The sequence below is a fragment of the Streptomyces sp. NBC_00390 genome (assembly GCF_036057275.1).
Lineage (GTDB): Bacteria > Actinomycetota > Actinomycetes > Streptomycetales > Streptomycetaceae > Streptomyces.
This window is the reverse complement of the sequence record NZ_CP107945.1, coordinates 3,433,853-3,458,021: the sequence shown is the minus strand read 5'-3', so window position 1 is coordinate 3,458,021 and position 24,169 is coordinate 3,433,853. Positions and strand designations below refer to the sequence as shown.

25 protein-coding genes are annotated in these 24,169 nt (G+C 71.4%); 22 read left to right on the top strand and 3 right to left on the bottom strand.

Annotated elements, in window-relative coordinates; genetic code table 11:
• Nucleotides 1–16: 16 nt before the first annotated feature.
• The 6 genes from OHS70_RS14720 to OHS70_RS14695 all read left to right on the top strand — a co-directional run bounded on the left by OHS70_RS14720 (nt 17) and on the right by OHS70_RS14695 (nt 7,915).
• On the top strand, nt 17–1,636 hold the full coding sequence (locus OHS70_RS14720; protein ID WP_328397561.1) for an ATP-binding cassette domain-containing protein: 1,620 nt from the start codon (nt 17–19) through the stop codon (nt 1,634–1,636).
• A 357-nt stretch (nt 1,637–1,993) separates the two neighbouring features.
• On the top strand, nt 1,994–3,577 hold the full coding sequence (locus OHS70_RS14715) for a serine/threonine protein kinase (RefSeq protein WP_328397559.1): 1,584 nt from the start codon (nt 1,994–1,996) through the stop codon (nt 3,575–3,577).
• A 269-nt stretch (nt 3,578–3,846) separates the two neighbouring features.
• Nucleotides 3,847–4,290, top strand: coding sequence for a 50S ribosomal protein L13 (gene rplM / locus OHS70_RS14710; RefSeq protein WP_328397557.1), 444 nt, complete (start codon nt 3,847–3,849; stop codon nt 4,288–4,290).
• A 42-nt stretch (nt 4,291–4,332) separates the two neighbouring features.
• Complete coding sequence (gene rpsI / locus OHS70_RS14705) at nt 4,333–4,851, top strand: 30S ribosomal protein S9 (RefSeq protein WP_328397555.1); 519 nt, start codon at nt 4,333–4,335, stop codon at nt 4,849–4,851.
• A 138-nt stretch (nt 4,852–4,989) separates the two neighbouring features.
• Entirely contained in the window at nt 4,990–6,348 is a 1,359-nt protein-coding gene (glmM, locus tag OHS70_RS14700) for a phosphoglucosamine mutase (protein WP_328397553.1), read from the top strand.
• A gap of 337 nt (nt 6,349–6,685) precedes the next feature.
• Nucleotides 6,686–7,915 carry an alpha/beta hydrolase family protein gene (locus tag OHS70_RS14695; RefSeq protein ID WP_328397551.1) on the top strand — a complete coding sequence of 410 codons (1,230 nt, stop codon included), beginning with the start codon at nt 6,686–6,688 and terminating at the stop codon, nt 7,913–7,915.
• Between the two features lie 10 nt (nt 7,916–7,925).
• Here OHS70_RS14695 and OHS70_RS14690 read toward each other — a convergent pair whose 3' ends face one another.
• Nucleotides 7,926–8,864 (bottom strand): DUF389 domain-containing protein, encoded by a 939-nt coding sequence (locus OHS70_RS14690; RefSeq protein WP_328397549.1) that lies wholly within the window; start codon nt 8,862–8,864, stop codon nt 7,926–7,928.
• A gap of 12 nt (nt 8,865–8,876) precedes the next feature.
• On the bottom strand, nt 8,877–9,872 hold the full coding sequence (coaA, locus tag OHS70_RS14685) for a type I pantothenate kinase (protein WP_328397547.1): 996 nt from the start codon (nt 9,870–9,872) through the stop codon (nt 8,877–8,879).
• Between the two features lie 402 nt (nt 9,873–10,274).
• Here coaA and OHS70_RS14680 point away from each other — a divergent pair, with 402 nt between their 5' ends.
• The 8 genes from OHS70_RS14680 to OHS70_RS14645 all read left to right on the top strand — a co-directional run bounded on the left by OHS70_RS14680 (nt 10,275) and on the right by OHS70_RS14645 (nt 18,443).
• Entirely contained in the window at nt 10,275–10,634 is a 360-nt protein-coding gene (locus OHS70_RS14680; protein ID WP_328397545.1) for a hypothetical protein, read from the top strand.
• Between the two features lie 52 nt (nt 10,635–10,686).
• Nucleotides 10,687–12,534 (top strand): glutamine--fructose-6-phosphate transaminase (isomerizing), encoded by a 1,848-nt coding sequence (gene glmS, locus OHS70_RS14675; RefSeq protein WP_328397543.1) that lies wholly within the window; start codon nt 10,687–10,689, stop codon nt 12,532–12,534.
• Between the two features lie 4 nt (nt 12,535–12,538).
• Nucleotides 12,539–12,907 carry a holo-ACP synthase gene (locus tag OHS70_RS14670; protein WP_328397541.1) on the top strand — a complete coding sequence of 123 codons (369 nt, stop codon included), beginning with the start codon at nt 12,539–12,541 and terminating at the stop codon, nt 12,905–12,907.
• A gap of 153 nt (nt 12,908–13,060) precedes the next feature.
• Entirely contained in the window at nt 13,061–14,509 is a 1,449-nt protein-coding gene (locus OHS70_RS14665; RefSeq protein WP_328397539.1) for an NAD(P)H-hydrate dehydratase, read from the top strand.
• Nucleotides 14,510–14,604: 95 nt separating this feature from the next.
• Nucleotides 14,605–15,861, top strand: coding sequence for an alanine racemase (gene alr, locus OHS70_RS14660; protein WP_443062604.1), 1,257 nt, complete (start codon nt 14,605–14,607; stop codon nt 15,859–15,861).
• A gap of 10 nt (nt 15,862–15,871) precedes the next feature.
• Nucleotides 15,872–17,095, top strand: a complete 1,224-nt coding sequence (locus OHS70_RS14655) for an alpha/beta fold hydrolase (RefSeq protein ID WP_328397537.1) — start codon at nt 15,872–15,874, stop codon at nt 17,093–17,095.
• Nucleotides 17,067–17,585 (top strand): tRNA (adenosine(37)-N6)-threonylcarbamoyltransferase complex ATPase subunit type 1 TsaE, encoded by a 519-nt coding sequence (gene tsaE / locus OHS70_RS14650; RefSeq protein WP_328397535.1) that lies wholly within the window; start codon nt 17,067–17,069, stop codon nt 17,583–17,585. Before OHS70_RS14655 ends, tsaE begins: the two co-directional genes overlap by 29 nt.
• Nucleotides 17,586–18,230: 645 nt before the next feature.
• Entirely contained in the window at nt 18,231–18,443 is a 213-nt protein-coding gene (locus tag OHS70_RS14645) for a hypothetical protein (RefSeq protein ID WP_328397533.1), read from the top strand.
• A 50-nt stretch (nt 18,444–18,493) separates the two neighbouring features.
• Here OHS70_RS14645 and OHS70_RS14640 read toward each other — a convergent pair whose 3' ends face one another.
• Nucleotides 18,494–19,054 (bottom strand): hypothetical protein, encoded by a 561-nt coding sequence (locus tag OHS70_RS14640; protein ID WP_328397531.1) that lies wholly within the window; start codon nt 19,052–19,054, stop codon nt 18,494–18,496.
• Nucleotides 19,055–19,156: 102 nt separating this feature from the next.
• Here OHS70_RS14640 and tsaB point away from each other — a divergent pair, with 102 nt between their 5' ends.
• The 8 genes from tsaB to OHS70_RS14600 all read left to right on the top strand — a co-directional run bounded on the left by tsaB (nt 19,157) and on the right by OHS70_RS14600 (nt 24,161).
• Nucleotides 19,157–19,813 (top strand): tRNA (adenosine(37)-N6)-threonylcarbamoyltransferase complex dimerization subunit type 1 TsaB, encoded by a 657-nt coding sequence (tsaB, locus tag OHS70_RS14635; protein WP_328397529.1) that lies wholly within the window; start codon nt 19,157–19,159, stop codon nt 19,811–19,813.
• Nucleotides 19,814–19,833: 20 nt separating this feature from the next.
• Nucleotides 19,834–20,292 (top strand): ribosomal protein S18-alanine N-acetyltransferase, encoded by a 459-nt coding sequence (gene rimI, locus OHS70_RS14630; protein WP_328405630.1) that lies wholly within the window; start codon nt 19,834–19,836, stop codon nt 20,290–20,292.
• On the top strand, nt 20,292–21,395 hold the full coding sequence (gene tsaD, locus OHS70_RS14625; protein WP_328397527.1) for a tRNA (adenosine(37)-N6)-threonylcarbamoyltransferase complex transferase subunit TsaD: 1,104 nt from the start codon (nt 20,292–20,294) through the stop codon (nt 21,393–21,395). Before rimI ends, tsaD begins: the two co-directional genes overlap by 1 nt.
• Nucleotides 21,392–21,649: a hypothetical protein gene (locus OHS70_RS14620; protein WP_328397525.1), complete on the top strand. Its 258-nt coding sequence runs from the start codon at nt 21,392–21,394 to the stop codon at nt 21,647–21,649. Before tsaD ends, OHS70_RS14620 begins: the two co-directional genes overlap by 4 nt.
• An 86-nt stretch (nt 21,650–21,735) precedes the next feature.
• Entirely contained in the window at nt 21,736–22,089 is a 354-nt protein-coding gene (locus OHS70_RS14615) for a hypothetical protein (protein WP_328397523.1), read from the top strand.
• Nucleotides 22,086–22,274: a hypothetical protein gene (locus tag OHS70_RS14610; RefSeq protein WP_328397521.1), complete on the top strand. Its 189-nt coding sequence runs from the start codon at nt 22,086–22,088 to the stop codon at nt 22,272–22,274. The genes OHS70_RS14615 and OHS70_RS14610 overlap by 4 nt, the downstream gene beginning before the upstream one ends.
• A 231-nt stretch (nt 22,275–22,505) precedes the next feature.
• Nucleotides 22,506–22,862 (top strand): YciI family protein, encoded by a 357-nt coding sequence (locus OHS70_RS14605; RefSeq protein ID WP_328397519.1) that lies wholly within the window; start codon nt 22,506–22,508, stop codon nt 22,860–22,862.
• A 48-nt stretch (nt 22,863–22,910) separates the two neighbouring features.
• Nucleotides 22,911–24,161: an RNA polymerase sigma factor gene (locus OHS70_RS14600; RefSeq protein ID WP_328397517.1), complete on the top strand. Its 1,251-nt coding sequence runs from the start codon at nt 22,911–22,913 to the stop codon at nt 24,159–24,161.
• The last annotated feature ends 8 nt before the right edge of the window (nt 24,162–24,169 follow it).

The window sequence follows — 24,169 nt, the reverse complement described above, 5'->3', positions numbered from 1 at the left end:
GGTGAGACTGGGCCTCATGGGACATGTAGAAGCGGCGCATCTGGAGTACTGCCTACCGGACGGGCGGGTGCTCCTCGGTGATGTGTCGTTCCGGGTGGGCGAGGGCGCGGTCGCGGCCCTGGTGGGAGCCAATGGCGCGGGGAAGACCACGCTGCTGCGGCTGATCGCCGGAGAGCTGCGGCCGCACGGCGGATCGGTGGGTGTCAGCGGCGGGCTGGGTGTGATGCGACAGTTCGTCGGATCGGTACGCGACGAGCGCACCGTCCGGGATCTGCTCGTGTCGGTCGCACAGCCGCGGATCCGTGCGGCGGCGGCCGCGGTCGACGCCGCGGAGCACGCGATCATGACCGTCGACGACGAGTCCGCGCAGATGGCGTACGCCCAGGCGCTGAGCGACTGGGCCGAGGCGCGGGGGTACGAGGCCGAGACCGTCTGGGACATGTGCACGATGGCCGCGCTGGGGACGCCGTACGACAAGGCGCAGTGGCGGCAGGTGCGGACCCTCTCCGGCGGTGAGCAGAAGAGGCTCGTGCTGGAGGCGCTGCTGCGGGGGCCCGACCAGGTCCTGTTGCTGGACGAGCCGGACAACTACCTGGACGTGCCCGGCAAGCGGTGGCTCGAGGAACAGCTGAAGGAGACCCGCAAGACGGTCCTGTTCGTCTCCCACGACCGCGAGCTGCTGGCACGGGCGGCGGAGCGGATCGTCGCCGTGGAGCCGGGGCCTGCCGGGTCGGACGTCTGGGTCCACGGCGCGGGCTTCGCGACCTTCCACGAAGCGAGACGGGAACGGTTCGCGCGCTTCGAGGAGCTCAAGCGGCGCTGGGACGAGGAGCACGCCCGGCTGAAGGCGCTGGTGCACCGGCTCCGGCAGCAGGCGGCGATCAGCCCCGACATGGCGTCGCGGTACCGGGCGATGCAGACGCGTTTCAAGAAGTTCGAGGAGGCGGGCCCGCCTCCGGAGCCGCCGCGCGAGCAGGACATCAGGATGCGGCTGAAAGGCGGCCGGACCGGTGTGCGGGCGTTGACCTGCACGGGTCTTGAGCTCTCGGGCCTGATGAAGCCGTTCTCCCTGGAGGTCTTCTACGGGGAACGGGTGGCGGTGCTCGGCTCGAACGGCTCCGGCAAGTCGCACTTCCTGCGGCTGCTGGCGGGCGAGCAGGTGGCCCACGCGGGCGAGTGGAAGCTGGGCGCGCGCGTGGTGCCGGGCCACTTCGCCCAGACCCATGCGCACCCCGAGCTGCTCGGGCGGACGCTCGTCGACATCCTGTGGACGGAGCACGCGAAGGACCGGGGCGGGGCGATGTCGGCCCTGCGGCGGTACGAACTGGAGCGCCAGGGCGACCAGCCCTTCGAGAAGCTGTCGGGCGGCCAGCAGGCGCGCTTCCAGATCCTGCTGCTGGAGCTGTCGGGCACGACGGCGCTGCTGCTGGACGAGCCGACGGACAACCTGGACCTGGAGTCGGCAGAGGCGCTCCAGGCGGGCCTGGAGGCGTACGAGGGCACGGTGCTGGCCGTCACCCACGACCGCTGGTTCGCCCGCTCCTTCGACCGGTACCTGGTGTTCGGCTCGGACGGGATGGTCCGGGAGACGGCGGAGCCGGTGTGGGACGAGCGAAGGGTGCAGCGGGCGCGGTGACCTCGGGCGGTCGGCGGGTGTGGGGCACGGCGGCCCCGGCCTCCGCGGCGATCGGGGAGCGGCGCGATCCGGTGAGGGGGCACGGCACCGTCCGGGAACCTCGGCCCTTCCGGCGTTCGCGCAGCGAGGCCCGAGGCGGCGCCCCAGCGGGTGCGTCCCGGGTCCGGGGCCTGACGGGTGGACCGTCGGCTCCGCCGGGCCGGCAGAGCCGCTCTGCGCTGTCGGCAGGCGTGGCCCGGGAGGCCCGGCCCCTCCGGCTTGGAAGGGCGGGTCCAGCGCGGTGCCCCGGGTGCAGCCCGGGCCCCGCGTGGGTAGGGGTGAGCCGTCGGGCAGCGATGTGATCCCCGGGGGGCGGACATGCAGGTCGACGGTGTGGCGGACGCGGTCCGCCCGGGCCGCAGATTCGGGGCGTTCACGGTGCTGGACGAGCTCGCCGGCGGCGGTATGGGGCGCATCTATCTCGCCCGCTCCCCGGGCGGCCGTGTCGTCGCGGTGAAGACGCTGATCACCGACAGCCAGGAGGACCGCCGCCGCTTCGCCCGTGAGGTCGTGCTCGCCCAGCGCGTCCAGGGCGTGTTCACCGCGAGCGTGGTGGCGGCCGACGCGGAGGCCGCGGTGCCGTGGATGGCCACCGAGTACGTCCCCGCTCCGTCCCTGCGCGAACTGGTGGAGGGCTGCGGGACGCTCGGCGCGAGCGCGCTGTACTGGGTGGCGGCCGGGATGGCGGAGGCGCTGGTCTCCATCCATGCCGCCGGTCTCGTGCACCGGGACGTGAAGCCGTCGAACGTCCTGCTGCCCGTCGAGGGCCCGCGGGTGATCGACTTCGGGATCTCGCAGGCCCATGACGTGACCCGGACCCGGACCGCGCTCGGCACGGTCGCCTACGCCTCGCCCGAGCAGGCCCGTGGCGAGGAGACCACCGCCGCGTCGGACGTCTACTCGCTCGGGGCGACGCTCTTCTGTCTGGCCGTCGGCCGGGCCCCCTACCGCGACGGCGGCGCGGGACCGGCCATGGAACAGCTCGTCCGCACGGCGAGGGGCGACCTGGACGTCTCCGGGCTGCCCGCCGAGCTGGAGGGGCTGGTCCTGCCGTGTCTGGAGCTGGACCCGGCGGACCGGCCCGCTCCGGCGGAGATCCTCGCGTACTGCGCGGTCCGGCTCGGCGAGCGCCCGGACGCCCGCGGAGTCGAGGACTGGCTGAGCGGGGCGTGGGTCGAGGCGATCGAGCGGCACCGGGATCAGCGCGTCCGGGCGGTGGAGGACGCCCGCCGGCGTGTCGACCCGGACGCGGCGACGGCCGGGGTTCCGCTGCCCCGCCCGACCGGTCGCCTGGACGCGCCGACCGCGACTTCGGCGCCACGGGTGCGGCGGACCCGGCTCACGTGGACTGCCGGAGCAGGAGCCGTGGTGCTCGCGGTGCTCCTGGCCGTACGCCCCTGGGAGGGCGGCGGGAAGGCGGCCGCGGGCCTGCCGGACGAGCCCGTACGCATCCTGGAGGTGGAGAGCGAGTCTCCCGGGGTGTGCCCCACGGACTCGCCGGACCTGCCCTTGACGCAGACGCCCGCGCCCGACGGCCGGTCCTTCACCTCGGACAAGCGCCAGAACTGCGTCATCGCCTCGACGGCCCCCGGGATGACCGTCAACCGGTTCAAAGAGGTCAGCGCCTACGAGGAGAAGCCGCCAGGGCGTGAGGGCTGGTCCGTCCGCGTCACGTTGGAGGACGCCGACCGCGCGAAGTTCGCCGAGCTGACCGGGAAGATCGCGGGCCGCAGCCTGCCGGTGGACGATCCGGCGGGCAAGCTGGCGTTCGTCCAGGGTGACGACCGGCTGCTGGTCAGCGTTTCGATCCGGGATCCGCTGACTGCCGGGACCGCCGTCATCGCCGTGGGGCTCAAGGAGAACGAGGCCCGGTTCCTTGCCCAGGCACTCGGCGCGCCCTGATCCCCGGCCCGCCGGGCACCAGCCGTTTTGACCCGTGCAGGGCCACGCGGGTATTCTTCTGGTTCGTTATGCGTATTGGCTTGCTCTATCTCACGTGAGGGGCCCTTACGCCGGTCCACCGGGCCGATGACCAGCGGCTGGCACTCGGGTTGCGTCCCCGTAGCGCCGCCAAGGCTGTCGTGATCGTCCGGGTGGCCTTGTCAGGACCTGTTCTCCTGCCCTCACGGGCCGGGAGATACCCACTCACTGAAGAAGCGAAGGCTACGACCGTGCGTACGTACAGCCCCAAGCCCGGCGATGTGACGCGCCAGTGGCACATCATCGACGCGCAGGACATCGTCCTGGGCCGTCTGGCGACCACCGCCGCAACCCTTCTCCGGGGCAAGCACAAGCCGATCTACGCGCCGCACGTTGACGCTGGTGACTTCGTCATCATCATCAACGCGGACAAGGTGCACCTTTCCGGCAACAAGCGGACCCAGAAGATGGCGTACCGCCACTCCGGTTACCCGGGTGGTCTGCGTTCCGTCCGCTATGACGAGCTGCTCGCGAAGAACCCCGAGAAGGCCGTCGAGAAGGCCGTCAAGGGCATGCTCCCCAAGAACACCCTGGGCCGTCAGATGCTCTCGAAGCTGAAGGTCTACGCGGGCGAGAACCACCCGCACGCTGCTCAGCAGCCGGTCCCGTTCGAGATCACCCAGGTCGCGCAGTAGTTCCGGCCACCCCCTAAGACGAAAAGAAATCTGAGGAGCATCGTGGCCGAGACCACCGCCGAGACCCCGCTCGAGGGCGAAGAGACCTACGCCGAGGTCACCACCTTCGAGTCCGACGCCCCCGTCGAGGGCGAGTACACCTCCGAGTCCATGGCGTCCCGCTTCGGCGACCCGCAGCCGGCTGCCGGCCTGGGCCGTCGCAAGAACGCCATTGCCCGCGTCCGGATCGTCCCGGGCACCGGCAAGTGGAAGATCAACGGTCGCACCCTTGAGGACTACTTCCCCAACAAGGTGCACCAGCAGGAAGTCAACGAGCCCTTCAAGGTGCTCGAGCTCGACAACCGCTACGACGTCATCGCCCGCATCTCGGGTGGCGGCGTCTCCGGTCAGGCCGGCGCCCTGCGCCTCGGCGTGGCCCGCGCGCTGAACGAGGCGGACGTGGACAACAACCGCGGCCCCCTGAAGAAGGCCGGCTTCCTTTCCCGCGACGACCGTGCGGTCGAGCGCAAGAAGGCCGGTCTCAAGAAGGCCCGCAAGGCCCCGCAGTACAGCAAGCGCTAAATCGCACGCTGGCCTGTACAGCTTGTACGGCTATTCGTTCGCCCCGGCGGCACTCCGTGCTGCCGGGGCGTTCGTTTATCGACTCGACAGCCTCGGGCGTATAACGGTTCGAGCATTCACCATTCTCGGAGGACAACAGTGGGACGACTCTTCGGAACGGACGGTGTACGCGGTGTCGCCAATGCCGATCTGACGGCAGAGCTCGCGCTCGGCCTGTCGGTCGCTGCGGCACATGTGCTGGCCGAGGCGGGCACCTTCGCCGGCCATCGGCCGACCGCGGTGGTCGGGCGCGATCCCCGTGCCTCCGGAGAGTTCCTGGAGGCCGCCGTCGTGGCCGGCCTCGCGAGCGCGGGTGTCGACGTGCTGCGCGTCGGTGTGCTGCCCACCCCCGCGGTGGCGCATCTGACGGGCTCGCTGGGCGCGGATGTCGGCGTGATGCTGTCCGCCAGCCACAACGCCATGCCGGACAACGGCATCAAGTTCTTCGCCCGCGGCGGCCACAAGCTCGCGGACGAGCTCGAGGACCGTATCGAGCAGGTCTATCAGCAGCACCGGACCGGAGAGCCGTGGGAGCGGCCGACAGGCGCCGGAGTGGGCCGTGTGACGGACTACGACGAGGGCTTCGACACATACGTCGCCCACCTCATCGCCGTCCTCCCCAACCGCCTCGACGGGCTGAAGGTCGTCCTCGACGAGGCGCACGGCGCGGCGTCCCGGGTCTCTCCGGAGGCCTTCGCCCGGGCCGGTGCGCAGGTCGTCACGATCGGCGCGGAGCCCGACGGTCTCAACATCAACGACGGCTGCGGCTCGACCCACCTGGGCCTGCTGAAGGCCGCGGTCGTCGAGCACCGCGCCGACTTCGGCATCGCTCACGACGGCGACGCGGACCGGTGCCTGGCCGTGGACGCCGACGGCAACGAGGTCGACGGCGACCAGATCCTGGCGGTGCTGGCGCTCGCCATGCGCGAGGCCGGGACGCTGCGCGGGGACACCGTCGTCGGCACCGTCATGTCCAACCTCGGCTTCAAGCTGGCCATGGAGCGCGAGGGCGTGAAGCTCGTCCAGACTGCGGTCGGTGACCGTTACGTCCTGGAGGCGATGAAGGCCGAGGGCTTCGCGCTCGGCGGCGAGCAGTCCGGGCACGTCATCGCCCTCGATCACGCCACGACCGGCGACGGCACCCTCACCGGCCTGATGCTGGCGGCCCGTGTCGCGGCGACCGGCCGCTCGCTGGCCGAACTGGCCGGCGTGATGGAGCGGCTGCCGCAGGTGCTGGTCAACGTCCCGGATGTGGACAGGTCGCGGGTGGACACCTCTCCGGAGCTGGCCCAGGCCGTCGCCGAGGCGGAGCGGGAGCTGGGCGTGACGGGCCGCGTACTGCTGCGTCCGTCCGGCACCGAGCCGTTGGTCCGGGTGATGGTCGAGGCGGCGGACATCGACCAGGCGCGCAGCGTGGCGGGCCGGCTGGCCGATGTGGTGAAGTCCGCGCTGGGCTGACCTCCGTGTGGCCGGGTGTACGCAGGGGCCGGCCCCCGCGTACACCCCGCCGGGGTCTCTTTCCGGCGGGACCCGGGCAGCGCCGTTCGAGGTAACGACGGGTGTCGCGGAGCGGGGCCCGCGGGCGTGGGTCCTACGTTCGGCTGGCATGACGTACGTATCGAGTGATCACGCATCAGGCCCCACGCGTCGCACGGCGCTCGCCGGGCTCGTCGCAGGCGCCGGAGCCGCGCTGTCCGCGGGGTGCAGTTCCTCGGGTGCCGCGCCGGCGAATGCGCCCACTCCCAGCCGTACGGCGTCGGCCTCTGCTCCCGCGGGCGGTCCCACGCCCGGGGCGATGACCCTGTTCAAGGACCCTGCGTACAACTTCAACGGGCTCCTCGCCCTGGGCGGCTCCGGCTCCGGCGCCGGTGAGGTGGGCGAAGTACTCACCGCCGTCAACGCGATCAACAAGGCAGGCCTCTCCGCGCAGACGTATGTCGAGACCTTCAGGAAGCTCGGCGACCAGCTGATGGAGGCGCCCGAGGGCGGCGGCAGGCCCGGAGACCAGACCACGCGCTTCCGCGCGCTGCGGGCCGCGCAGTACTACGGCCAGGCGCTGTTCTTCGTCCTCGGCTCCGACGACCCCGGCAGTGAGGAGCAGCTGTACAAGGACGGGCGGGGCGCCTGGGACACGTTCTGCGACCGGTGCGACCCGGCGCCGGTGAAGGCCAAGGTCCCGTACGGCAGTACTCCGCTTCCGGTCTGGTTCTTCCGGCCGGACGAGTCCACCACGCGCCGCCCCACCGTGATCCTCACCAACGGCAGCGACGGACAGAACGTCGACATGTGGACCTACGGCGTCCAGGCCGCGCTGGATCGCGGCTGGAACGCCCTGGTGTACGACGGGCCCGGCCAGGGACAGCTTCTCTTCGTGGACCAGGTGGTCTTCACCCCGACGTGGGAGAAGGCCGTCAGCCCCCTCGTCGACTGGCTCACCGCCCGCCCCGACGTCGACAAGGACAAGATCGGGCTCACCGGACTGAGCATGGCGGGCGATCTGGCCCCGCGGGCCGCCGCCTTCGAGGACAGGATCGCCGCCCTCGTGGCCATGCCCGGCTGCCTCTCGCCCTGGCTGGGCTTTCCTCCGGAGCTCCGGGAGATCCTCACCCCGAGCAAGACGGAGACCAACAACATCTGGAACAAGGAGGTCGTCCCCGAGCTGCCTCCGTCCGTCGCCGCGACGCTGAAGAAGCGCTTCGAGCCGTTCTCCGTCCCGGCGATGCTCGCCGCCCGCGAGGGCAGGATGTTCACCGACTTCTACACGCCCGCAAAGCTCGTCGCATCGCTCGACATCACGTCCGTCGTGGGCCGTATCAAGATGCCCACACTGGTCCTCGACTACGACTACGAGCAGTTCTATCCCGGCCAGCCGCGCGAGATGTTCGACAAGCTGACGGCTCCCAAGGACTACGTGAAGCTCACCACGGCCGAAGGCGCCCAGCTGCACTGCTCCCCGATGGCCCCGCAACTGCACTGCGAGGTCGTCTTCGACTGGCTGCAGGAGACTCTCGGGACGGGCAGCTGAGGCGGGTGCGTCAGAGCTTCGCTGTGCGCCGGCGCTGAATCGCCCAGTGCACCTTCTGGAGCAGCAGGGTCAGCGTGCCTGCCAGCACGATGCCCAGCAGGTTCAGCAGCAGCTGCTCGGTCGAGCCCCATGCCTGCTTGTACTCGGCGTAGCTGAAGGCGACCGCGGCGTTGGCCGCCGCCGGGACCGTGGTCACCGAGATCGCGACGCCGACCAGTGCGCCGGACTTCGCCGAGGTCAGCGAGAGCATGCCGGCGGCGCCCGCGAGCAGAGCGACGATGAACGAGAACTCGTCCGGGGCGTAGATGAAGCTCGTGTTGGGACGCTCGGCATCCAGCTTCGCCCTGGAGAACAGATCCAGTGCATCCATGAAGTAGCTGAAGCCCACGGTGACCACAATGGCGGCGGCGAAGCCCACGATCAGCGCCTGGAACGAGCGCCAGGCCAGCCGCGGGGCGCGCTGGACCAGGGCCGTACACATCCCGGCCAGTGGGCCGAACTCCGGGCCGACCGCCATTGCGCCCACGATCAGGATGGCGTTGTCGAGGACCACACCGCAGGCCGCGATCATCGTCGCGAGGGTGAGAAAGGCGATGTAGGTGCCGCTGAGCGTGGACTCCTCGTGGGTGGCGTCCTCCAGGTGCTCCCACAGCACCGCGTCCGCACCTTCCCCCGGTGCCTCCTTCTCGGCCTTGTCGGCGCGTCTGGAGAGCAAGAGGCCGATGTCCTCGACGGCGATCGAGCCGCTCTCGTCGATGCCCAGGGCACGCAGCTCGCCGATCAGCGCGTCACCGGCCTCCCGTGCCACATCGCACAGCACCAGATCGCCCTGGGGGTTGCGGGCCGCGCCGGGCACCACGGCGAGATGTGCCGTGCCGACGGTCTTCTCGATGAGGGAGACCACCTCGGCCGTACGGTTGCCCGGGGTGATCAGGCGAAGGTGAAGCACGCGCAGCGACTCCTACAGCTTGCGCAGCGACAGGCGCTGCACCTTGTGGTCGGGACCCTTGCGGAGCACCAGCGTGGCCCGGCCGCGGGTCGGCGCCACATTCTCCAGCAGATTGGGCTTGTTGATGGTGCGCCACATGGTGCGCGCGTAGTCCAGAGCCTCCTCCTCGGACACCTGGGTGTACTTCCTGAAGTACGAGAAGGGGTTCTGGAACGCCGTCTCGCGCAGCTTGCGGAAGCGGTTGAGGTACCAGGTCTCGATGTCCTCCGGCCGTGCGTCGACGTACACGCTGAAGTCGAAGTAGTCGGCGAGTCCGACCCGGGTGCGCCCGTCGGAGCCGGGCAGGGCGGGCTGCAGGACGTTGAGTCCCTCGACGATGAGGATGTCCGGGCGGCGTACGGTCAGGCGCTCGTCCGGGACGATGTCGTAGATCAGGTGTGAGTAGACGGGTGCGGTGACCTCGTCCTTCCCGGCCTTGATGTCGGCGACGAACCGGGTCAGCGCCCGGCGGTCGTACGACTCGGGGAAGCCTTTGCGCGACGTCAGGCCGCGGGCCTGGAGCTCCTTCATCGGCAGCAGGAAGCCGTCGGTGGTGACGAGTTCGACGCGCGGGTGCTCGGGCCAGCGGGCCAGCAGGGCCTGCAGCAGACGCGCGACGGTGGACTTGCCGACCGCGACGGAACCGGCGACGCCTATGACGAACGGCGTGCCGCGCTGGGCGCCGTGCCCGTTGCCTGCGTCACCGAGGAACGTGTTGAGGGCGCCCCGCAGCTCGGCCGTGGCCTGCACATAGAGGTTGAGCAGCCGGGAGAGCGGCAGATAGACGTCGCGGACCTCGTCCAGGTCGATGACGTCACCGAGGCCGCGCAGCCGCTCGACCTCCTCGGCCGTGAGGGGCAGCGGCGTTCTCTCGCGCAGCGCGCTCCACTCCGCGCGGGTGAGGTCGACATACGGCGTCGACGGAGGCTCGGCCCGGCGGTGGGCGCTTCGTGGCGGCGAAGAGATCACACGGTCATTGTCGTGCGTGCGCGGCGCGTGTGGTGGGTGGGATCCATCACGCGGCAGGTCCCGGCCCCGGCCGGAGTGCCAGTGGCGCACGTCACAGTCGTGGGGGAGGCGGGCGCCGTCCGGCGTCCGCGAACCCCGGGGGACGAGGGCGTACCGGGCGAAGGTCCTGTGCCGGCCGCTCATCCGGTCCCGCTCGTCCGGTGCCATCCTTTGGCGATGGCGTTCCTGGCTGAGCTGGATGTGGACCTGTACGGCTGCCTCGACGGTGACGATGCGGGCTTCCCCGTCCCCTCTTGCGAGCACGACTGGAGCACGCCGTAACCGGCGGCCGGTGTGTCGGTCCCTTTCACGTGGGAGCCCGGCGAGGGGAAGCACAGGCCGGATGTCTACTGGTACCGCCGGATGAGGGACTGGGTCTGCAACCGGCTCGCCTTCGATGTGCTGACCCGGTGCGCCGGCCCGGACATCCGCACTCTCGCCCATGGGGTGCTGGGGGACGAGCCGCTGTTCGTCGTGCAGGCCGCGGCCGTCATCGACGATGTCGTGGACAGGGAGGCGTCGCTCATCGACACCTACGAGACGTACGAGGCGCTCCGCTTCCCTGCGTTCCGCCGGAGCATGGCCGACGCCGTCGCGTCCCGGGTGTTCCGCGTATCCGGGAGCGTCAGTGATGTGTTCGTCGGCGAGCACGTCCGGCAGGCCCTGACGGACGCCGGTGTCACGGGGCTGGGGTTCGTGCGGGCCGACCGGGCACCGTCCTGATCCGGCGGCAGCTGTCCGTGCCGAGCCGGGTTCCGGGTCGTAGGCTGCCGACATGTGCGGAATCGTGGGTTACGTCGGCGGACAGTCGGCGCTCGATGTGGTCGTCGCCGGGCTCAAGCGGCTCGAGTACCGCGGCTACGACTCGGCCGGGGTCGCGGTGCTCGCCGATGGCGGGCTGGCCGCGGCGAAGAAGGCGGGCAAGCTCGTCAATCTGGAGAAGGAGCTGACGGAGCGGCCACTGCCGAGCGGCTCCACCGGGATCGGGCACACCCGATGGGCCACCCACGGCGGACCGACCGACGCCAACGCGCATCCCCATCTGGACAACGCCGGCCGCGTGGCCGTCGTGCACAACGGGATCATCGAGAACTTCGCGGCCCTGCGCGCCGAGTTGGCCGAGCGAGGACACGACCTGGCGTCCGAGACCGACACCGAGGTCGTGGCGCATCTGCTCGCCGAGGCGTTCTCGTCGGCGGGGGATCTGGCCGAGTCGATGCGGCAGGTGTGCCGGCAGCTGGAAGGTGCCTTCACGCTGGTCGCCGTGCATGCCGACGAACCGGATGTGGTCGTGGGCGCACGACGGAACTCCCCGCTGGTGGTGGGCGTTGGAGACGGTGAGTCCTTCCTCGCGTCGGACGTGGCCGCGTTCATCGCCCACACGCGGTCCGCGATCGAGCTGGGGCAGGACCAGGTGGTGGAGCTCCGCCGGGACGGCGTGATGGTCACCGACTTCGAGGGGCGGCCCGCCCAGGTGCGGTCGTACCACGTGGACTGGGACGCTTCCGCGGCCGAAAAGGGGGGTTATGACTACTTCATGCTCAAGGAGATCGCCGAGCAGCCCAAGGCGGTCGCCGATACGCTGCTGGGCCGGATCGACGCGGCCGGCTCGCTGAGACTCGACGAGGTGCGGATCCCGGTGTCCGTGCTGCGCGAGGCCGACAAGGTCGTCATCGTCGCCTGCGGGACGGCGTTCCACGCGGGAATGATCGCCAAGTACGCCATCGAACACTGGACCCGTATCCCGTGCGAGGTGGAGCTGGCGAGCGAGTTCCGCTACCGGGACCCGATTCTGGACCAGCGCTCGCTGGTGATCGCGATCTCGCAGTCCGGCGAGACCATGGACACCCTGATGGCGGTGCGGCACGCGCGCGAGCAGGGCGCCAGGGTGCTGGCCATCTGCAACACCAACGGGTCCACGATCCCGCGGGAGTCGGACGCCGTGCTGTACACGCACGCGGGTCCCGAGGTCGCGGTCGCCTCGACCAAGGCGTTCCTGACACAGTTGGTCGCCTGCTATCTGGTCGCGCTGTATCTGGGGCAGGTCCGCGGCACCAAGTGGGGCGACGAGATCCATGTCGTCGTCCGGGACCTGGCGCACATCTCCGGCGAGGTCGAGCGGGTGCTGGAGACGATGGAGCCGGTGCGGGAGCTGGCGCGCTCGCTGGCGGACAAGAACACGGTGCTGTTCCTGGGGCGGCACGTGGGCTATCCGGTGGCGTTGGAGGGTGCGCTGAAGCTCAAGGAGCTCGCGTACATGCACGCGGAGGGGTTCGCGGCCGGTGAGCTCAAGCACGGGCCGATCGCGCTGATCGAGGAGGACCTTCCGGTGGTGGTCGTCGTGCCGTCACCGCGCGGGCGCTCGGTGCTGCACGACAAGATCGTCTCTAACATCCAGGAGATCCGGGCGCGCGGGGCGCGGACGATCGTGATCGCGGAGGAGGGGGACGAGACGGTCGTGCCGTACGCGGACCATCTGATCTGGATCCCGGCCACGCCGACGCTGCTGCAGCCCATGGTCGCGGCCGTCCCGTTGCAGGTCTTCGCCTGCGAGCTGGCGACGGCGCGCGGCAACGAGGTGGACCAGCCGAGGAATCTGGCGAAGTCGGTGACCGTGGAGTGAGCGCGTGATCATTGGGGTGGGGATCGATGTCGCGGAGATCGACCGGTTCGCCGAGTCGATGAGACGCACGCCGGCGATGGCGAAGCGGCTCTTCCTGGACCGCGAGTTGCTGCTGCCGAGCGGCGAGCGGCGGGGGTATGCCTCGCTTGCTGCCCGGTTCGCCGCGAAGGAGGCACTGGCCAAGGCTCTGGGTGCGCCGGCCGGGCTGCTGTGGACGGACGCGGAGGTGTACGTCGAGGACACCGGCCGGCCCCGGCTGCGGGTCCGCGGCACGGTCGCCGAGCGGGCGTCCGAGCTCGGTGTGCGGTCCTGGCACGTGTCGCTCAGTCACGACGCCGGCGTGGCCTCGGCCGTGGTGATCGCCGAGGGGTAGGACACCGTACGGGACAAGGTCCGGTCGCCGCTCCGGAACAGCGGGGGAGGGCCGGCCGGGCCGTTGCCGCCGGGGGGGAGTCAAACCGGCGCGGCGCGCGGTCACTTGAGTCGCGCGGCGCGCACAGCAGGCGAGTGCGGCAGACTCGGGGGCATGCGTACTGCGTACAGCGTGGAGACCGTGCGGCACGCCGAGGCCCAGCTGATGGCCCGCCTCCCGGAGGGTGCCCTCATGCAGCGGGCGGCCGCCGGACTCGCGGCGGCCGGTGCCGCACTGCTGGGCCGGGTGTACGGCGCCCGGGTGGTCCTTCTCGTCGGCAGCGGCGACAACGGCGGCGACGCCCTGTACGCAGGGTCCCGCCTCGCCCGCCGCGGCGCCGGTGTCGAAGCCGTGCTCCTCGCCCCCGACCGCGCCCATCCCGCCGCCCTCGCCGACTTCCTCCGTGCGGGCGGCCGGGTCACGGACGACCCGTTCGAGGTGCTGGCCGTCGCCGATCTCGTCCTGGACGGCATCACCGGCATCGGCGGTCACGGCGGACTGCGCCCTGATGCCGTCCCCGTGGCCCGGGCCGCCCGCGGCTCGAACGCCGTCGTCGTCGCCGTCGACCTGCCGAGCGGCGTCGAGGCGGACTCCGGCGAGGTGCACGGCGAGGCGCTGCGCGCGGACGCCACCGTCACGTTCGGCGCGCACAAGCCGGGCCTGCTGATCGACCCGGCCCGGGAGTACGCGGGCACGGTCCGCCTCGTCGACATCGGCCTCGACGACCACCTGCCGGGCCTGCCCGAGCTCGAGGCGCTGCAACACGTGGACGTGGCCCGGATGTTGCCCGTCCCGGCCGCGGAGAGCGACAAGTACCGGCGCGGGGTCGTCGGCGTCGCCGCCGGTTCGGCGCGCTATCCGGGCGCGGCGGTGCTCGCGGTCGCCGGCGCGCTGCGCGGCGGGGCGGGTGCCGTGCGGTACGTCGGCCCGGCCGCCGATGCCGTGATCGCGCGCTTCCCGGAGTGCCTCGTGCACGCCGGGCCCCCGGCCAGGGCGGGCCGGGTCCAGGCCTGGGTGGTCGGCCCGGGGCTCGGCGACGACAGCGAGCCCGTGCGGGACGTGGTGGCCTCGGACGTTCCCGTGCTCGTGGACGCCGACGGGCTGCGGCTGATGGATGCAGTGGCGGTGCGGGAGCGGGCGGCCCGGGGCGTACCCACGCTGCTGACCCCGCACGCCGGGGAGGCGGCCGCGCTGCTGGGTGTGGAGCGTGCGGAGGTGGAGGGGGCAAGGCTCGCCGCCGTGCGGGAGTTGGGGGCGCGTTTCGGGGCGACCGTGCTGCTCAAGGGGTCCACGACACTGGTCGCCGCGCCGGACGGCGGGAGATCACCGGTCCGGGTCAATCCCATGGGCACGCCGTGGCTGGCCACCGCGGGCAGCGGCGATGTGCTCTCGGGCCTGGCCGGATCGCTGCTGGCGGCCGGCCTGGATGCACGCGACGCCGGTTCCGCGGCGGCATATCTGCATGGGCTGGCCGCCCGTCACGCGGCGGCGCAGGGCGCGCCGATCACGGCGTACGAGGTGGCCTCGGCCCTCCCGTTCGCCTGGCATGACGTGCGTGAATAGGGCCGCGTAGCGGGTAGGGGACGGGGCCGTCCGAGTGACCAAGCCGACCGTCTGCCGAACGAATCCCGCCGCACGGCTCTGAGACACTGGGCGCGATGAGCCAGACACCACCGACGCAGGCAGCACCGACGCAGGCCGGACCGAAGACGTCCTTGCCGCGGACGGCGCCCCTGCGGGCCCGTGCCGAGATCGACCTCGCGGCCCTGCGCGCCAATGTGCGCGTGCTGCGCGACCGCGCGCCCCACGCTGCGCTGATGGCCGTGGTGAAGTCCGACGCGTACGGACACGGCATGGTGCCGTGCGCCCGCGCGGCGCTCCAGGCCGGCGCCACCTGGCTCGGCACCGCCACTCCGCACGAGGCGCTCACGCTGCGCGCCGCCGGTATCACGAGCCGGATCATGTGCTGGCTGTGGACGCCCGGCGACCCCTGGCGCGAGGGCATCGAAGCCGATCTGGACATGTCGGTGAGCGCCCTGTGGGCGCTGACCGAGGTCACCGCGGCGGCCCGGGACGCGGGCCGGCCCGCCCGCATCCAGCTGAAGGCCGACACCGGACTCGGCCGCAACGGCTGCCAGCCCGCCGACTGGCCCGAGCTCGTCGCGGCCGCCCGCAGCGCCGAGGACGCCGGACTGGTCCGCGTCACCGGCCTGTGGTCCCACTTCGCCTGCGCGGACGAGCCGGGGCACCCCTCGATCGCCGCTCAGCTGAACGTGTTCCGCGACATGGTGACGTACGCCGAGAAGGCGGGCATCGAACCCGAGGTCCGGCACATCGCCAACTCCCCGGCCACGCTCACGCTGCCCGACGCGCACTTCGACCTCGTGCGGACCGGCATCGCCATGTACGGCGTCTCGCCCAGCCCCGAACTGGGCACCCCCGCCGACTTCGGGCTGCGCCCGGTGATGACGCTCGCGGCGTCCGTCGCGCTGGTCAAGCGCGTCCCGGCGGGCCACGGCGTCAGCTACGGCCACCACTACGTCACCTCCGACGAGACGACGCTCGGTCTCATCCCCATCGGTTACGCGGACGGTGTTCCCCGCCATGCCTCCGGCCGCGGGCCGGTCCTGGTCGGCGGGTCCTGGCGGCGGGTGGCCGGGCGGGTGGCGATGGACCAGTTCGTCGTCGATCTCGGTGGGCAGCAGGTCCCGGAAGGCTCGGAGGCGGTGCTGTTCGGTCCCGGCGACCGGGGCGAGCCGACCGCGGAGGACTGGGCCCAGGCGGCGGACACCATCGGGTACGAGATCGTCACGCGCATCGGTACGAGGATTCCCCGCGTCTATCTGAACGAACTGAACGGACTTCGCGAGCCGGCCGGCATGCACGAGGGCTTCGGCGACTACGACGACGAGTAGGAGAGGCACGGTGAGCGAGACCAGTACGGGGGACGTGGCGGAGGCCGCTGCGGCGGTGGCCACGGGCAACTGGCGCCGGGCGGGCTTCGCCGGTGCGGCGATAGGTGTGATCGCGGCCGGTGCGGCCGCGGGTGTCGCGCTCGAACGGCTCACCGTGGGCCGCGGCATGCGCATGAAGGCACGTCTCGCCCTGGATGCGGCCGGGCCCTACGGCGCACTGCGCGGCGTGCCCGGCAAGGCGGTCGCCGACGACGGCACCGAGCTGTACTACGAGGTGGACGAGCTCGACCCGGACGCGGCAGCGCCGCGCCGCAGGCGGCTCTTCGGGCGCAAGGCACCGGCGCCGGTCACCGTGGTCTTCAGCCACGGCTACTGCCTCAACCAGGACTCCTGGCACTTCCAGCGGGCCGCGCTGCGCGGCCTGGTGCGCACGGTGCACTGGGACCAGCGCAGCCACGGCCGCTCGGCCCGGGGCGCCTCGGAGGCGGGCCACGACGGGAGCCAGGTCTCCATCGACCGGCTGGGCCGGGACCTGAAGACCGTCATCGACGCGGCCGCGCCCACCGGCCCGCTGGTGCTGGTCGGCCATTCCATGGGCGGCATGACGATGATGGCGCTGGCCGAGCACTACCCGGAGCTGGTGCGGGACCGTGTGGCCGGAGCCGCGTTCGTCGGCACCTCGTGCGGGAAGCTCGGCGAGGTCAGCTACGGCCTGCCGGTGGCCGGCGTGAACGCCGTGCGACGCGTCCTGCCGGGCGTGTTGCGGGCGCTCGGTTCTCAGGCCGAGCTGGTCGAGCGGGGCCGACGGGCCACCGCCGACCTGTTCGCGGGCCTCATCAAGCGGTACTCGTTCTCCTCGAAGGACGTGGACCCGGCGGTGGCCCGCTTCGCCGAACGGATGATCGAGTCGACCCCGATCGATGTGGTCGCCGAGTTCTACCCGGCTTTCGCCGAGCACGACAAGTCCGAGGCGCTCACCGCGTTCCTGGACCTGCCGGTGCTGGTGCTCGCCGGAGACAAGGACCTGGTCACGCCGAGTTCGCACAGCGAGGCGATCGGGGACCTGCTGCCGGAGGCGGAGCTGGTGATCGTGCCGGACGCCGGGCATCTGGTGATGCTGGAGCATCCCGAGGTGGTCACCGACCGGCTGGCGGACCTGCTCGCCCGCACCGGGGCGGTGCCCGCAACGGGTAACGTCGGCTCGTATGGAAGCACCGCACAGCCCGGTGGCTGAGACACCGGCCGCCCGTTCCACCCGCATGCTGGTCGAATCCCCAGAGCAGATGCAGGAGTTGGGGCGCAGACTCGCGAAGCTGCTGCGCCCCGGCGACCTGGTGATGCTCACGGGTGAGCTCGGCGCGGGCAAGACGACGCTGACCCGGGGCCTCGGCGAGGGCCTCGGTGTGCGCGGCGCGGTCACGTCCCCGACGTTCGTGATCGCCCGTGTGCACCCGTCGCTGACGGGGGGCCCTGCCCTGGTCCACGTGGATGCGTACCGCCTCGGCGGCGGCCTCGACGAGATGGAGGACCTGGACCTGGACGTCTCGCTGCCGGAGTCGGTGGTGGTCGTGGAATGGGGCGACGGGAAGGTCGAGGACCTGACGGACGACCGCCTGCACGTGATCATCCACCGGGTGGTGGGCAATACCGAGGACGAGCGGCGCGAGGTGACGCTGAGCGGCTACGGGCCGCGGTGGGCGTCGTTGGACCTGACGGTCGCGTAGGCCCCTGGCGGGCTGGCCCCTTTACGGGCCGATTTCTCAGCGGCACGGCGGCGATCCAGCCGTGTGGGGTTCCCCCGCACGACGGCTGGGGAGTTCGAGAACACTGCGTCCACGGCCTGCGGCGAGGTACCCCCGCCGCAGGCCGTACCGGGTTCGGGCTTGCCTGGTTCGCTGCCACAGGCTGCGAGGAACAGAACGGATCTCTCGCCGGTCATCGCTGCCTCCACCCGCTGGCTGCTGTCGGCGCTCCCGCCGTCGGCCGGCCCGCTGAACGACGCCCTGGCCGAAGCCCAGGCACGGCAGGCGGCCACCCCGCCCGCCGAACGCGGTGAGCAACAAGATCCAGCCTCGTGAGGGTCCCCCGACGCAGTCCGGGGGACTGAGGCCCGGGGTTCGGGGCGGAGCCCCGACGACAGCGTCAGACGCATGCAGCGTCGTGGAGTCCCCCGGACGGAGTCCGGTGGGGTCGAGACGCGGGGCCTGGGGGCGGAGCCCCCGGTGTGAACCGCCGCCGTGTCCTGTAGACGTTCCGACAAGACGTCGGGAAAATGTTGCGCAGGTCCCGCCATGCGTGATGACATGGTATCGAGACCTGGTTAGGTCTACCTAACCAAGCCTGCCCCCGGCAGCCCCCAGGAGGCATCCATGTCGGCATCGGAGCGCGAACCGCAGTCGCACAAGCACCAGTCGTCACATGAGCCCGCGATCCCGATGCCTGTGCGCCCGTTGCCGTCGACCCTGTCGATGCGGGATCTCCTGGCGTCCTGTGCCGCGGCGACCGCGGTCTCCACTCCGCCCCGCGAGCACGGTCCGGAACACCGCCCGGAGCACCGGGCGCCCCGTCGCGACGCCGCCTGATCCGCCGGGCACCGCCTGATTCGTACGCACGACCCCTTACGGGTGCTGCGCTACGGGACGACGACGACCTTCCAGCCGATCGCCGCGAACACCCACATCGCGTTCCCGTCCGCACGCTTCATCCGCACGCCACCCGTCTTCCTCTCCGGGTCCGGCGGCTCCATCGAGCCGTCGACCGCGGCGCTGAAGCCGATCGAGATGTCGTCGACGCTCGCGAAGCGCACCACATGCTCGATCTGAACGCCGTCCGAGCCGGCCACCCTCCCTGAGCGCGAGGTCACCTCGTACGTACCGGGCTTGGGGTGGATCGTCGAGGGCATGACCTCGAAGGTGCGCTCCAGCTTGCCCCCCTTGCCGACCAGCCACACCCGCCGTTCGCCCAGCGAGTACACGACCCGGACGCCCGTGCCCGAGTTCGCGGGCACCGTGAGCGGGTCCCTGGGCTTCTGCTTGGTGGTGCCGGAGGGCTCGGCCGAAGGGGCGACGACCGGGTTCCTCGGCTTGCCGAGGTGGTCGGGGGCACTCGCAGACGCCTGGTAGGCGAGGAATCCGACGACGGTCAGCGCCGCCGCCGTGAGCCCGGCCACGATCCCCGAGCTGCTCCGTGCCACCGTGCCCACCTTTCAAACGTACGTCTGTGGGGTGACGGTAGCAGCAGCCGTACCGTTCGACGGGGCGCCGTGCCCCCTCCGCGGGAGCCGTAGGCTGTTTGCGTGCTCTTGCTCGCCATGGATACCGCCACGCCCGCCGTCACCGCCGCCCTGCACGACGGCAGCTCCGTCGTCGCCGAGTCCAGCCGGGTGGACGCGCGCCGCCACGGGGAGCTGTTGCTGCCCGCCGTCGACGCCGTCCTCGCAGAGGCCGGTGTGAAGCTCGACGCCGTCACCGGCATCGTCGTCGGCGTCGGCCCCGGCCCGTACACGGGCCTGCGCGTAGGCCTGGTGACCGCCGCCACGTTCGGCTCGGCGCTCGGCGTGCCCGTGCACGGCGTGTGCACGCTGGACGGGCTGGCGTACGCCTCCGGCCTCGACGACGGCCCGTTCGTCGTGGCAACGGACGCGCGCCGCAAGGAGGTCTACTGGGCGCGCTACGAGCATGCCCGCAGCCGCGTCACCGATCCCTCCGTCGACCGCCCTGCCGACATCGCAGAACAGGTCGCCGGCCTGCCGGCCGTCGGTGCGGGCGCGCTCCTGTACCCCGAGACGTTCCAGGACACCCGGGGCCCCGAGCACGTCTCGGCCGCGGCCCTCGCCGCCCTCGCCGCCGAGAGACTCGCTTCCGGCGCGGACTTCCTGCCGCCGCAGCCGCTCTACCTGCGCCGCCCCGACGCCCAGGTGCCCAAGAACTACAAGGTGGTCACTCCGAAGTGAGCACCGCCGCCCTGCGTGAGATGCGCTGGTGGGACATCCAGCCGGTGCTGGAGCTCGAGCACGAGCTGTTCCCCGAGGACGCCTGGTCGGTCGGCATGTTCTGGTCCGAACTCGCGCACTCCCGCGGCCCGCAGTCCACCCGCCGCTACATCGTGGCCGAGGACGGCGAAGGCCGGATCGTCGGGTACGCGGGACTCGCGGCCGCCGGCGGGCTCGGGGACGTACAGACCATCGCCGTCGATCGCAGCCAGTGGAGCACCGGCCTCGGCTCCCGGCTGCTCACCGATCTGCTGCAGCACGCCACCGCCTTCGAGTGCGACGAGGTGCTTCTCGAAGTGCGCGTGGACAACACCCGGGCCCAGAAGCTGTACGGGCGCTTCGGCTTCGAGCCCATCGGATTCCGCCGCGGCTACTACCAGCCGGGCAATGTCGACGCCCTCGTCATGCGCCTCCACGTACAAGGAACTGAGACTCACTGATGGCTGACGAACCGCTCGTACTCGGCATCGAGACCTCCTGCGACGAGACCGGCGTCGGCATCGTCCGCGGTACGACCCTGCTCGCCGACGCGATCGCCTCCAGCGTGGACACACATGCCCGCTTCGGCGGTGTGGTGCCCGAGATCGCCTCCCGCGCGCACCTCGAGGCGATGGTGCCCACCATCGAACGCGCCCTGAAGGACGCGGGCGTCTCCGCTCGCGACCTCGACGGCATCGCGGTCACCGCCGGACCCGGCCTCGCGGGCGCGCTGCTGGTCGGCGTATCGGCGGCGAAGGCGTACGCGTACGCGCTGAACAAGCCGCTGTACGGCGTCAATCACCTCGCCTCGCACATCTGTGTCGACCAGCTGGAGCACGGCCCGCTGCCCGAGCCGACGATGGCGCTGCTGGTCTCCGGCGGTCACTCGTCGCTGCTGCTCGCGCCCGACATCACCGCCGACGTACGGCCCATGGGCGCGACGATCGACGACGCGGCGGGCGAGGCCTTCGACAAGATCGCCCGGGTGCTGGACCTGGGCTTCCCCGGCGGCCCGGTGATCGACCGGCTGGCGAAGGAGGGCGACCCGAACGCGATCGCGTTCCCGCGCGGACTGAGCGGATCGCGCGACCCGGCGTACGACTTCTCCTTCTCCGGGCTCAAGACGGCTGTGGCCCGCTGGATCGAGGCCAAGCGCGCGGCGGGCGAGGAGGTGCCGGTACGGGATGTGGCCGCGTCCTTCCAGGAGGCCGTGGTCGACGTGCTGACGCGCAAGGCGGTGCGCGCCTGCAAGGACGAGGGCGTGGACCACCTGATGATCGGCGGCGGAGTGGCGGCCAACTCCCGGCTGCGGGCGCTTGCCCAGGAGCGGTGCGAGCGGGCCGGCATCCGGCTGCGCGTGCCGCGTCCGAAGCTGTGCACGGACAACGGCGCGATGGTCGCGGCCCTGGGCGCGGAGATGGTGGCCAGGAACCGGCCGGCCTCCGACTGGGAGCTGTCGGCGGACTCGTCGCTGCCGGTGACGGAGCCGCATGTACCGGGCGCGGACCACGTCCACGACCACGATCACGTGCACGAGATCAGTAAGGACAACCTCTACTCATGACCGTGGTCGCCCTGATGTGGGAGGCGCGCGCCGTCCAGGGCCGGGGCGCGGAACTGCTGGAGTGGGCCCGCGCCCAGGACCTGGCGCGCGAGCCTCTGCGCCGCGAGACGTTCCGCGCGGCGCAGGACCGGGTGCTGGTGATCACCTGGTGGGAGGCTCCGGACGCGAGCGCCGAGCTTCCCGAACTCCCCGAACCGGCGGCGGACCTGATCACCCGGCCGGTGCACCGCTGGCGGTTCGAGTCTCTGGGCTGACGCTCCCGGGGGCGATCTGATGATGATCCCGGGTTTTGGCTCGGTGGGCTGACTGAAGGCACAGAATCCCGTCCGTGGGAGAACACATGACCGCCGGCGCATCCGAGCAGCCCCTGATTCCGCAGCCTCCGACAACCGTCGCTGCGCTGCGTCAGGCTGTCGCGCAGATCGCTCCGGCTGCCCTTCCCGCGTTCACCCGTGAACTGGATCAGGCGGCCGACCAGGCCCGGCTCGGCTCGGACCTGGCACCGCTGCAGCGCTTCACGGCGCACTGGGCTGTCCACGTGCACATCCAGCGTCAGCCGCGTCTGGCTGCCAGATTCGGTGAGCTCGAGAACGCGGCGTCGACAGCGAACGCGCACGAGGCCCGACAGGCCGCGGCTGAGATCGGCCTCATTCTTGACGACGCCAGGGCCGCGCCGGCGCAGGATCTGCGGTGAGTGACCCCTGGCGCTGGGAGTACGACCCCGATCATGCGCACGTTGCGGGAGGCGTCCCGAGCGCGGTCGTGTCGGAAGTCGAGCGCCTCGCCGGGCAGCTGGTCGAACTCGCAGAGATGGGTGTCGATGTCACGGAGCTGGGCGAAGGTCCGCGGCCGGCGAAGGCCCGCGGCCGGGGGGCCTGAGGCGCATGGATGCCGCGGGCGGCCGGTTCTACTTCCTGCCCGCTCCGCGGGCTCAGCTGATTGTCGTCGTGCGGATCATCCCGCCGTTCGACGGCCTGTGAAGAGCGTGGTTCCACGGCTTCCCCGAGAACCTCGGAAGAATCCTGGCGACGGTGTCGATCCCGCCGCCTCCCGTTCGACGCATGGGTGAGAGGCGGGGAACGGCCCCGTCTCCCGAGCCGAGGAGTCACCATGCCGCGTTTCCTGTCGATGGTCCGTGTCAACGAGAGCGAGCTCCCCACCGAGGAGTTCCCCGAGGACTTCAACGAGCGCATGGGTGCGCTGCTGGAGGAGATCACCAAGGCCGGTGTCATGCTCGACACGGCCGGGCTCACCCCGACCTCCGACGGCACCCGCGTGCACTGGTCCGACGGCAAGCTGAGCTACACCGACGGGCCCTTCACCGAGACCAAGGAAGTCGTCGGCGGCTACGCCATCATGCAGTGCAAGGACAAGGCCGAGGCCCTCGAATGGGCCAAGCGCTTCCTGGAGATCCACCCGGAGAACTGGCACGTCACCTGCGAGGTCCGGCAGATCGCCGAGGGCTGACCCGGCCGCGCTTGCCCCGTCCCGGTGCGGCTGCTCTGATGGGTGGCCGTGACGGCAGCAAGCGCGACCGAGACGATCGAAGCGGTGTTCAGGATCGAGTCCGCGCGGATCATCGCCGGTGTCGCACGCATCGTGAGGGACGTGGGCATCGCCGAGGAGCTCGCGCAGGACGCCCTGGTCGCCGCGCTGGAGCAGTGGCCGGAGTCGGGTGTCCCGGACAAGCCGGGAGCCTGGCTCATGGCCACCGCCAAGCACCGCGCCATCGACCTCGTACGCCGCAAGGAGACGTACGCCCGCAAGCTCGCCGAGGTCGGCCGCGCTCTGGAGGACGTGTCGCCGCCGCCCGAGCCTTCGGAGCCCGACGACATCGACGACGACCTGCTGCGCCTGATCTTCACCGCGTGCCATCCGGTGCTCGCCACCGGCGCCCGGATCGCGCTCACCCTGAGACTCCTCGGCGGTCTGACCACGGGGGAGATCGCCCGTGCCTTCCTCTCCTCCGAGTCCACGGTCGCCCAGCGCATCGTCCGCGCCAAGCGGGCACTGGCCAAGGCGGGCGTGCCGTTCGAGGTGCCGTACGGCTCGGACCGTGCCGCGCGACTCGACTCGGTGCTGGAGGTCATCTACCTGATCTTCAACGAGGGTTACTCGGCCACCGCCGGGGACGACCTCGTGCGCCCCGCCCTGTGCGAGGACGCCCTGCGCCTCGCCCGGGTCCTCCAGGGCCTGATGCCGGCCGACTCCGAAGTGCACGGTCTGGCCGCGCTGCTGGAGCTCCAGGCCTCGCGCATCCCGACCCGCACGGGACCGGACGGCGAGCCCGTCCTGCTCGCCGACCAGAACCGCTCCCGCTGGAACCGCCTGCTGATCCGCCGTGGCATCGAGGCCCTGCACCACGTGGGCCCCGGCCCGTACGGCCCGTACGCCCTCCAGGCGGCAATCGCTGCCTGCCACGCGCAGGCGGTGACGTACGAGGACACGCACTGGACGACGATCGCCGCCCTGTACGGGCAGCTGGTGGCGCTGATTCCGTCCCCCGTGGTGGAACTGAACCGGGCAGTGGCCGTGTCCATGGCCGAGGGACCTGAAGCCGGTCTGGAACTGGTCGACGCTCTCGTCGACGAACCTGCCCTGAAGGACTACCACTTGCTCCCGAGTGTCCGGGGTGACCTGCTGGAGAGGGTGGGGCGGAGGGAGGAGGCGCGCGCCGAGTTCGAGCGGGCGGCGTCCCTGACCCGCAACGCACGGGAGAGGGAGCTGCTCCTGGAAAGAGCCTCACGCTCCGTGTCCGGTCCCTAGCCTGGGGT

Excerpts from the sequence above, each read along its gene's own strand:
- rimI (WP_328405630.1), top strand. The coding sequence starts at position 19,834 with ATGCGCTGGTGGGACATCCAGCCGGTGCTGGAGCTCGAGCACGAGCTG.
- OHS70_RS14615 (WP_328397523.1), top strand. The coding sequence starts at position 21,736 with ATGACCGCCGGCGCATCCGAGCAGCCCCTGATTCCGCAGCCTCCGACA.
- OHS70_RS14720 (WP_328397561.1), top strand. The coding sequence starts at position 17 with ATGGGACATGTAGAAGCGGCGCATCTGGAGTACTGCCTACCGGACGGG.
- OHS70_RS14620 (WP_328397525.1), top strand. The coding sequence starts at position 21,392 with ATGACCGTGGTCGCCCTGATGTGGGAGGCGCGCGCCGTCCAGGGCCGG.
- OHS70_RS14645 (WP_328397533.1), top strand. The coding sequence starts at position 18,231 with ATGTCGGCATCGGAGCGCGAACCGCAGTCGCACAAGCACCAGTCGTCA.
- OHS70_RS14695 (WP_328397551.1), top strand. The coding sequence starts at position 6,686 with ATGACCCTGTTCAAGGACCCTGCGTACAACTTCAACGGGCTCCTCGCC.
- OHS70_RS14680 (WP_328397545.1), top strand. The coding sequence starts at position 10,275 with ATGAGGGACTGGGTCTGCAACCGGCTCGCCTTCGATGTGCTGACCCGG.
- alr (WP_443062604.1), top strand. The coding sequence starts at position 14,605 with ATGAGCCAGACACCACCGACGCAGGCAGCACCGACGCAGGCCGGACCG.
- tsaE (WP_328397535.1), top strand. The coding sequence starts at position 17,067 with ATGGAAGCACCGCACAGCCCGGTGGCTGAGACACCGGCCGCCCGTTCC.
- tsaD (WP_328397527.1), top strand. The coding sequence starts at position 20,292 with ATGGCTGACGAACCGCTCGTACTCGGCATCGAGACCTCCTGCGACGAG.
- OHS70_RS14665 (WP_328397539.1), top strand. The coding sequence starts at position 13,061 with ATGCGTACTGCGTACAGCGTGGAGACCGTGCGGCACGCCGAGGCCCAG.
- OHS70_RS14715 (WP_328397559.1), top strand. The coding sequence starts at position 1,994 with ATGCAGGTCGACGGTGTGGCGGACGCGGTCCGCCCGGGCCGCAGATTC.
- OHS70_RS14605 (WP_328397519.1), top strand. The coding sequence starts at position 22,506 with ATGCCGCGTTTCCTGTCGATGGTCCGTGTCAACGAGAGCGAGCTCCCC.
- glmS (WP_328397543.1), top strand. The coding sequence starts at position 10,687 with ATGTGCGGAATCGTGGGTTACGTCGGCGGACAGTCGGCGCTCGATGTG.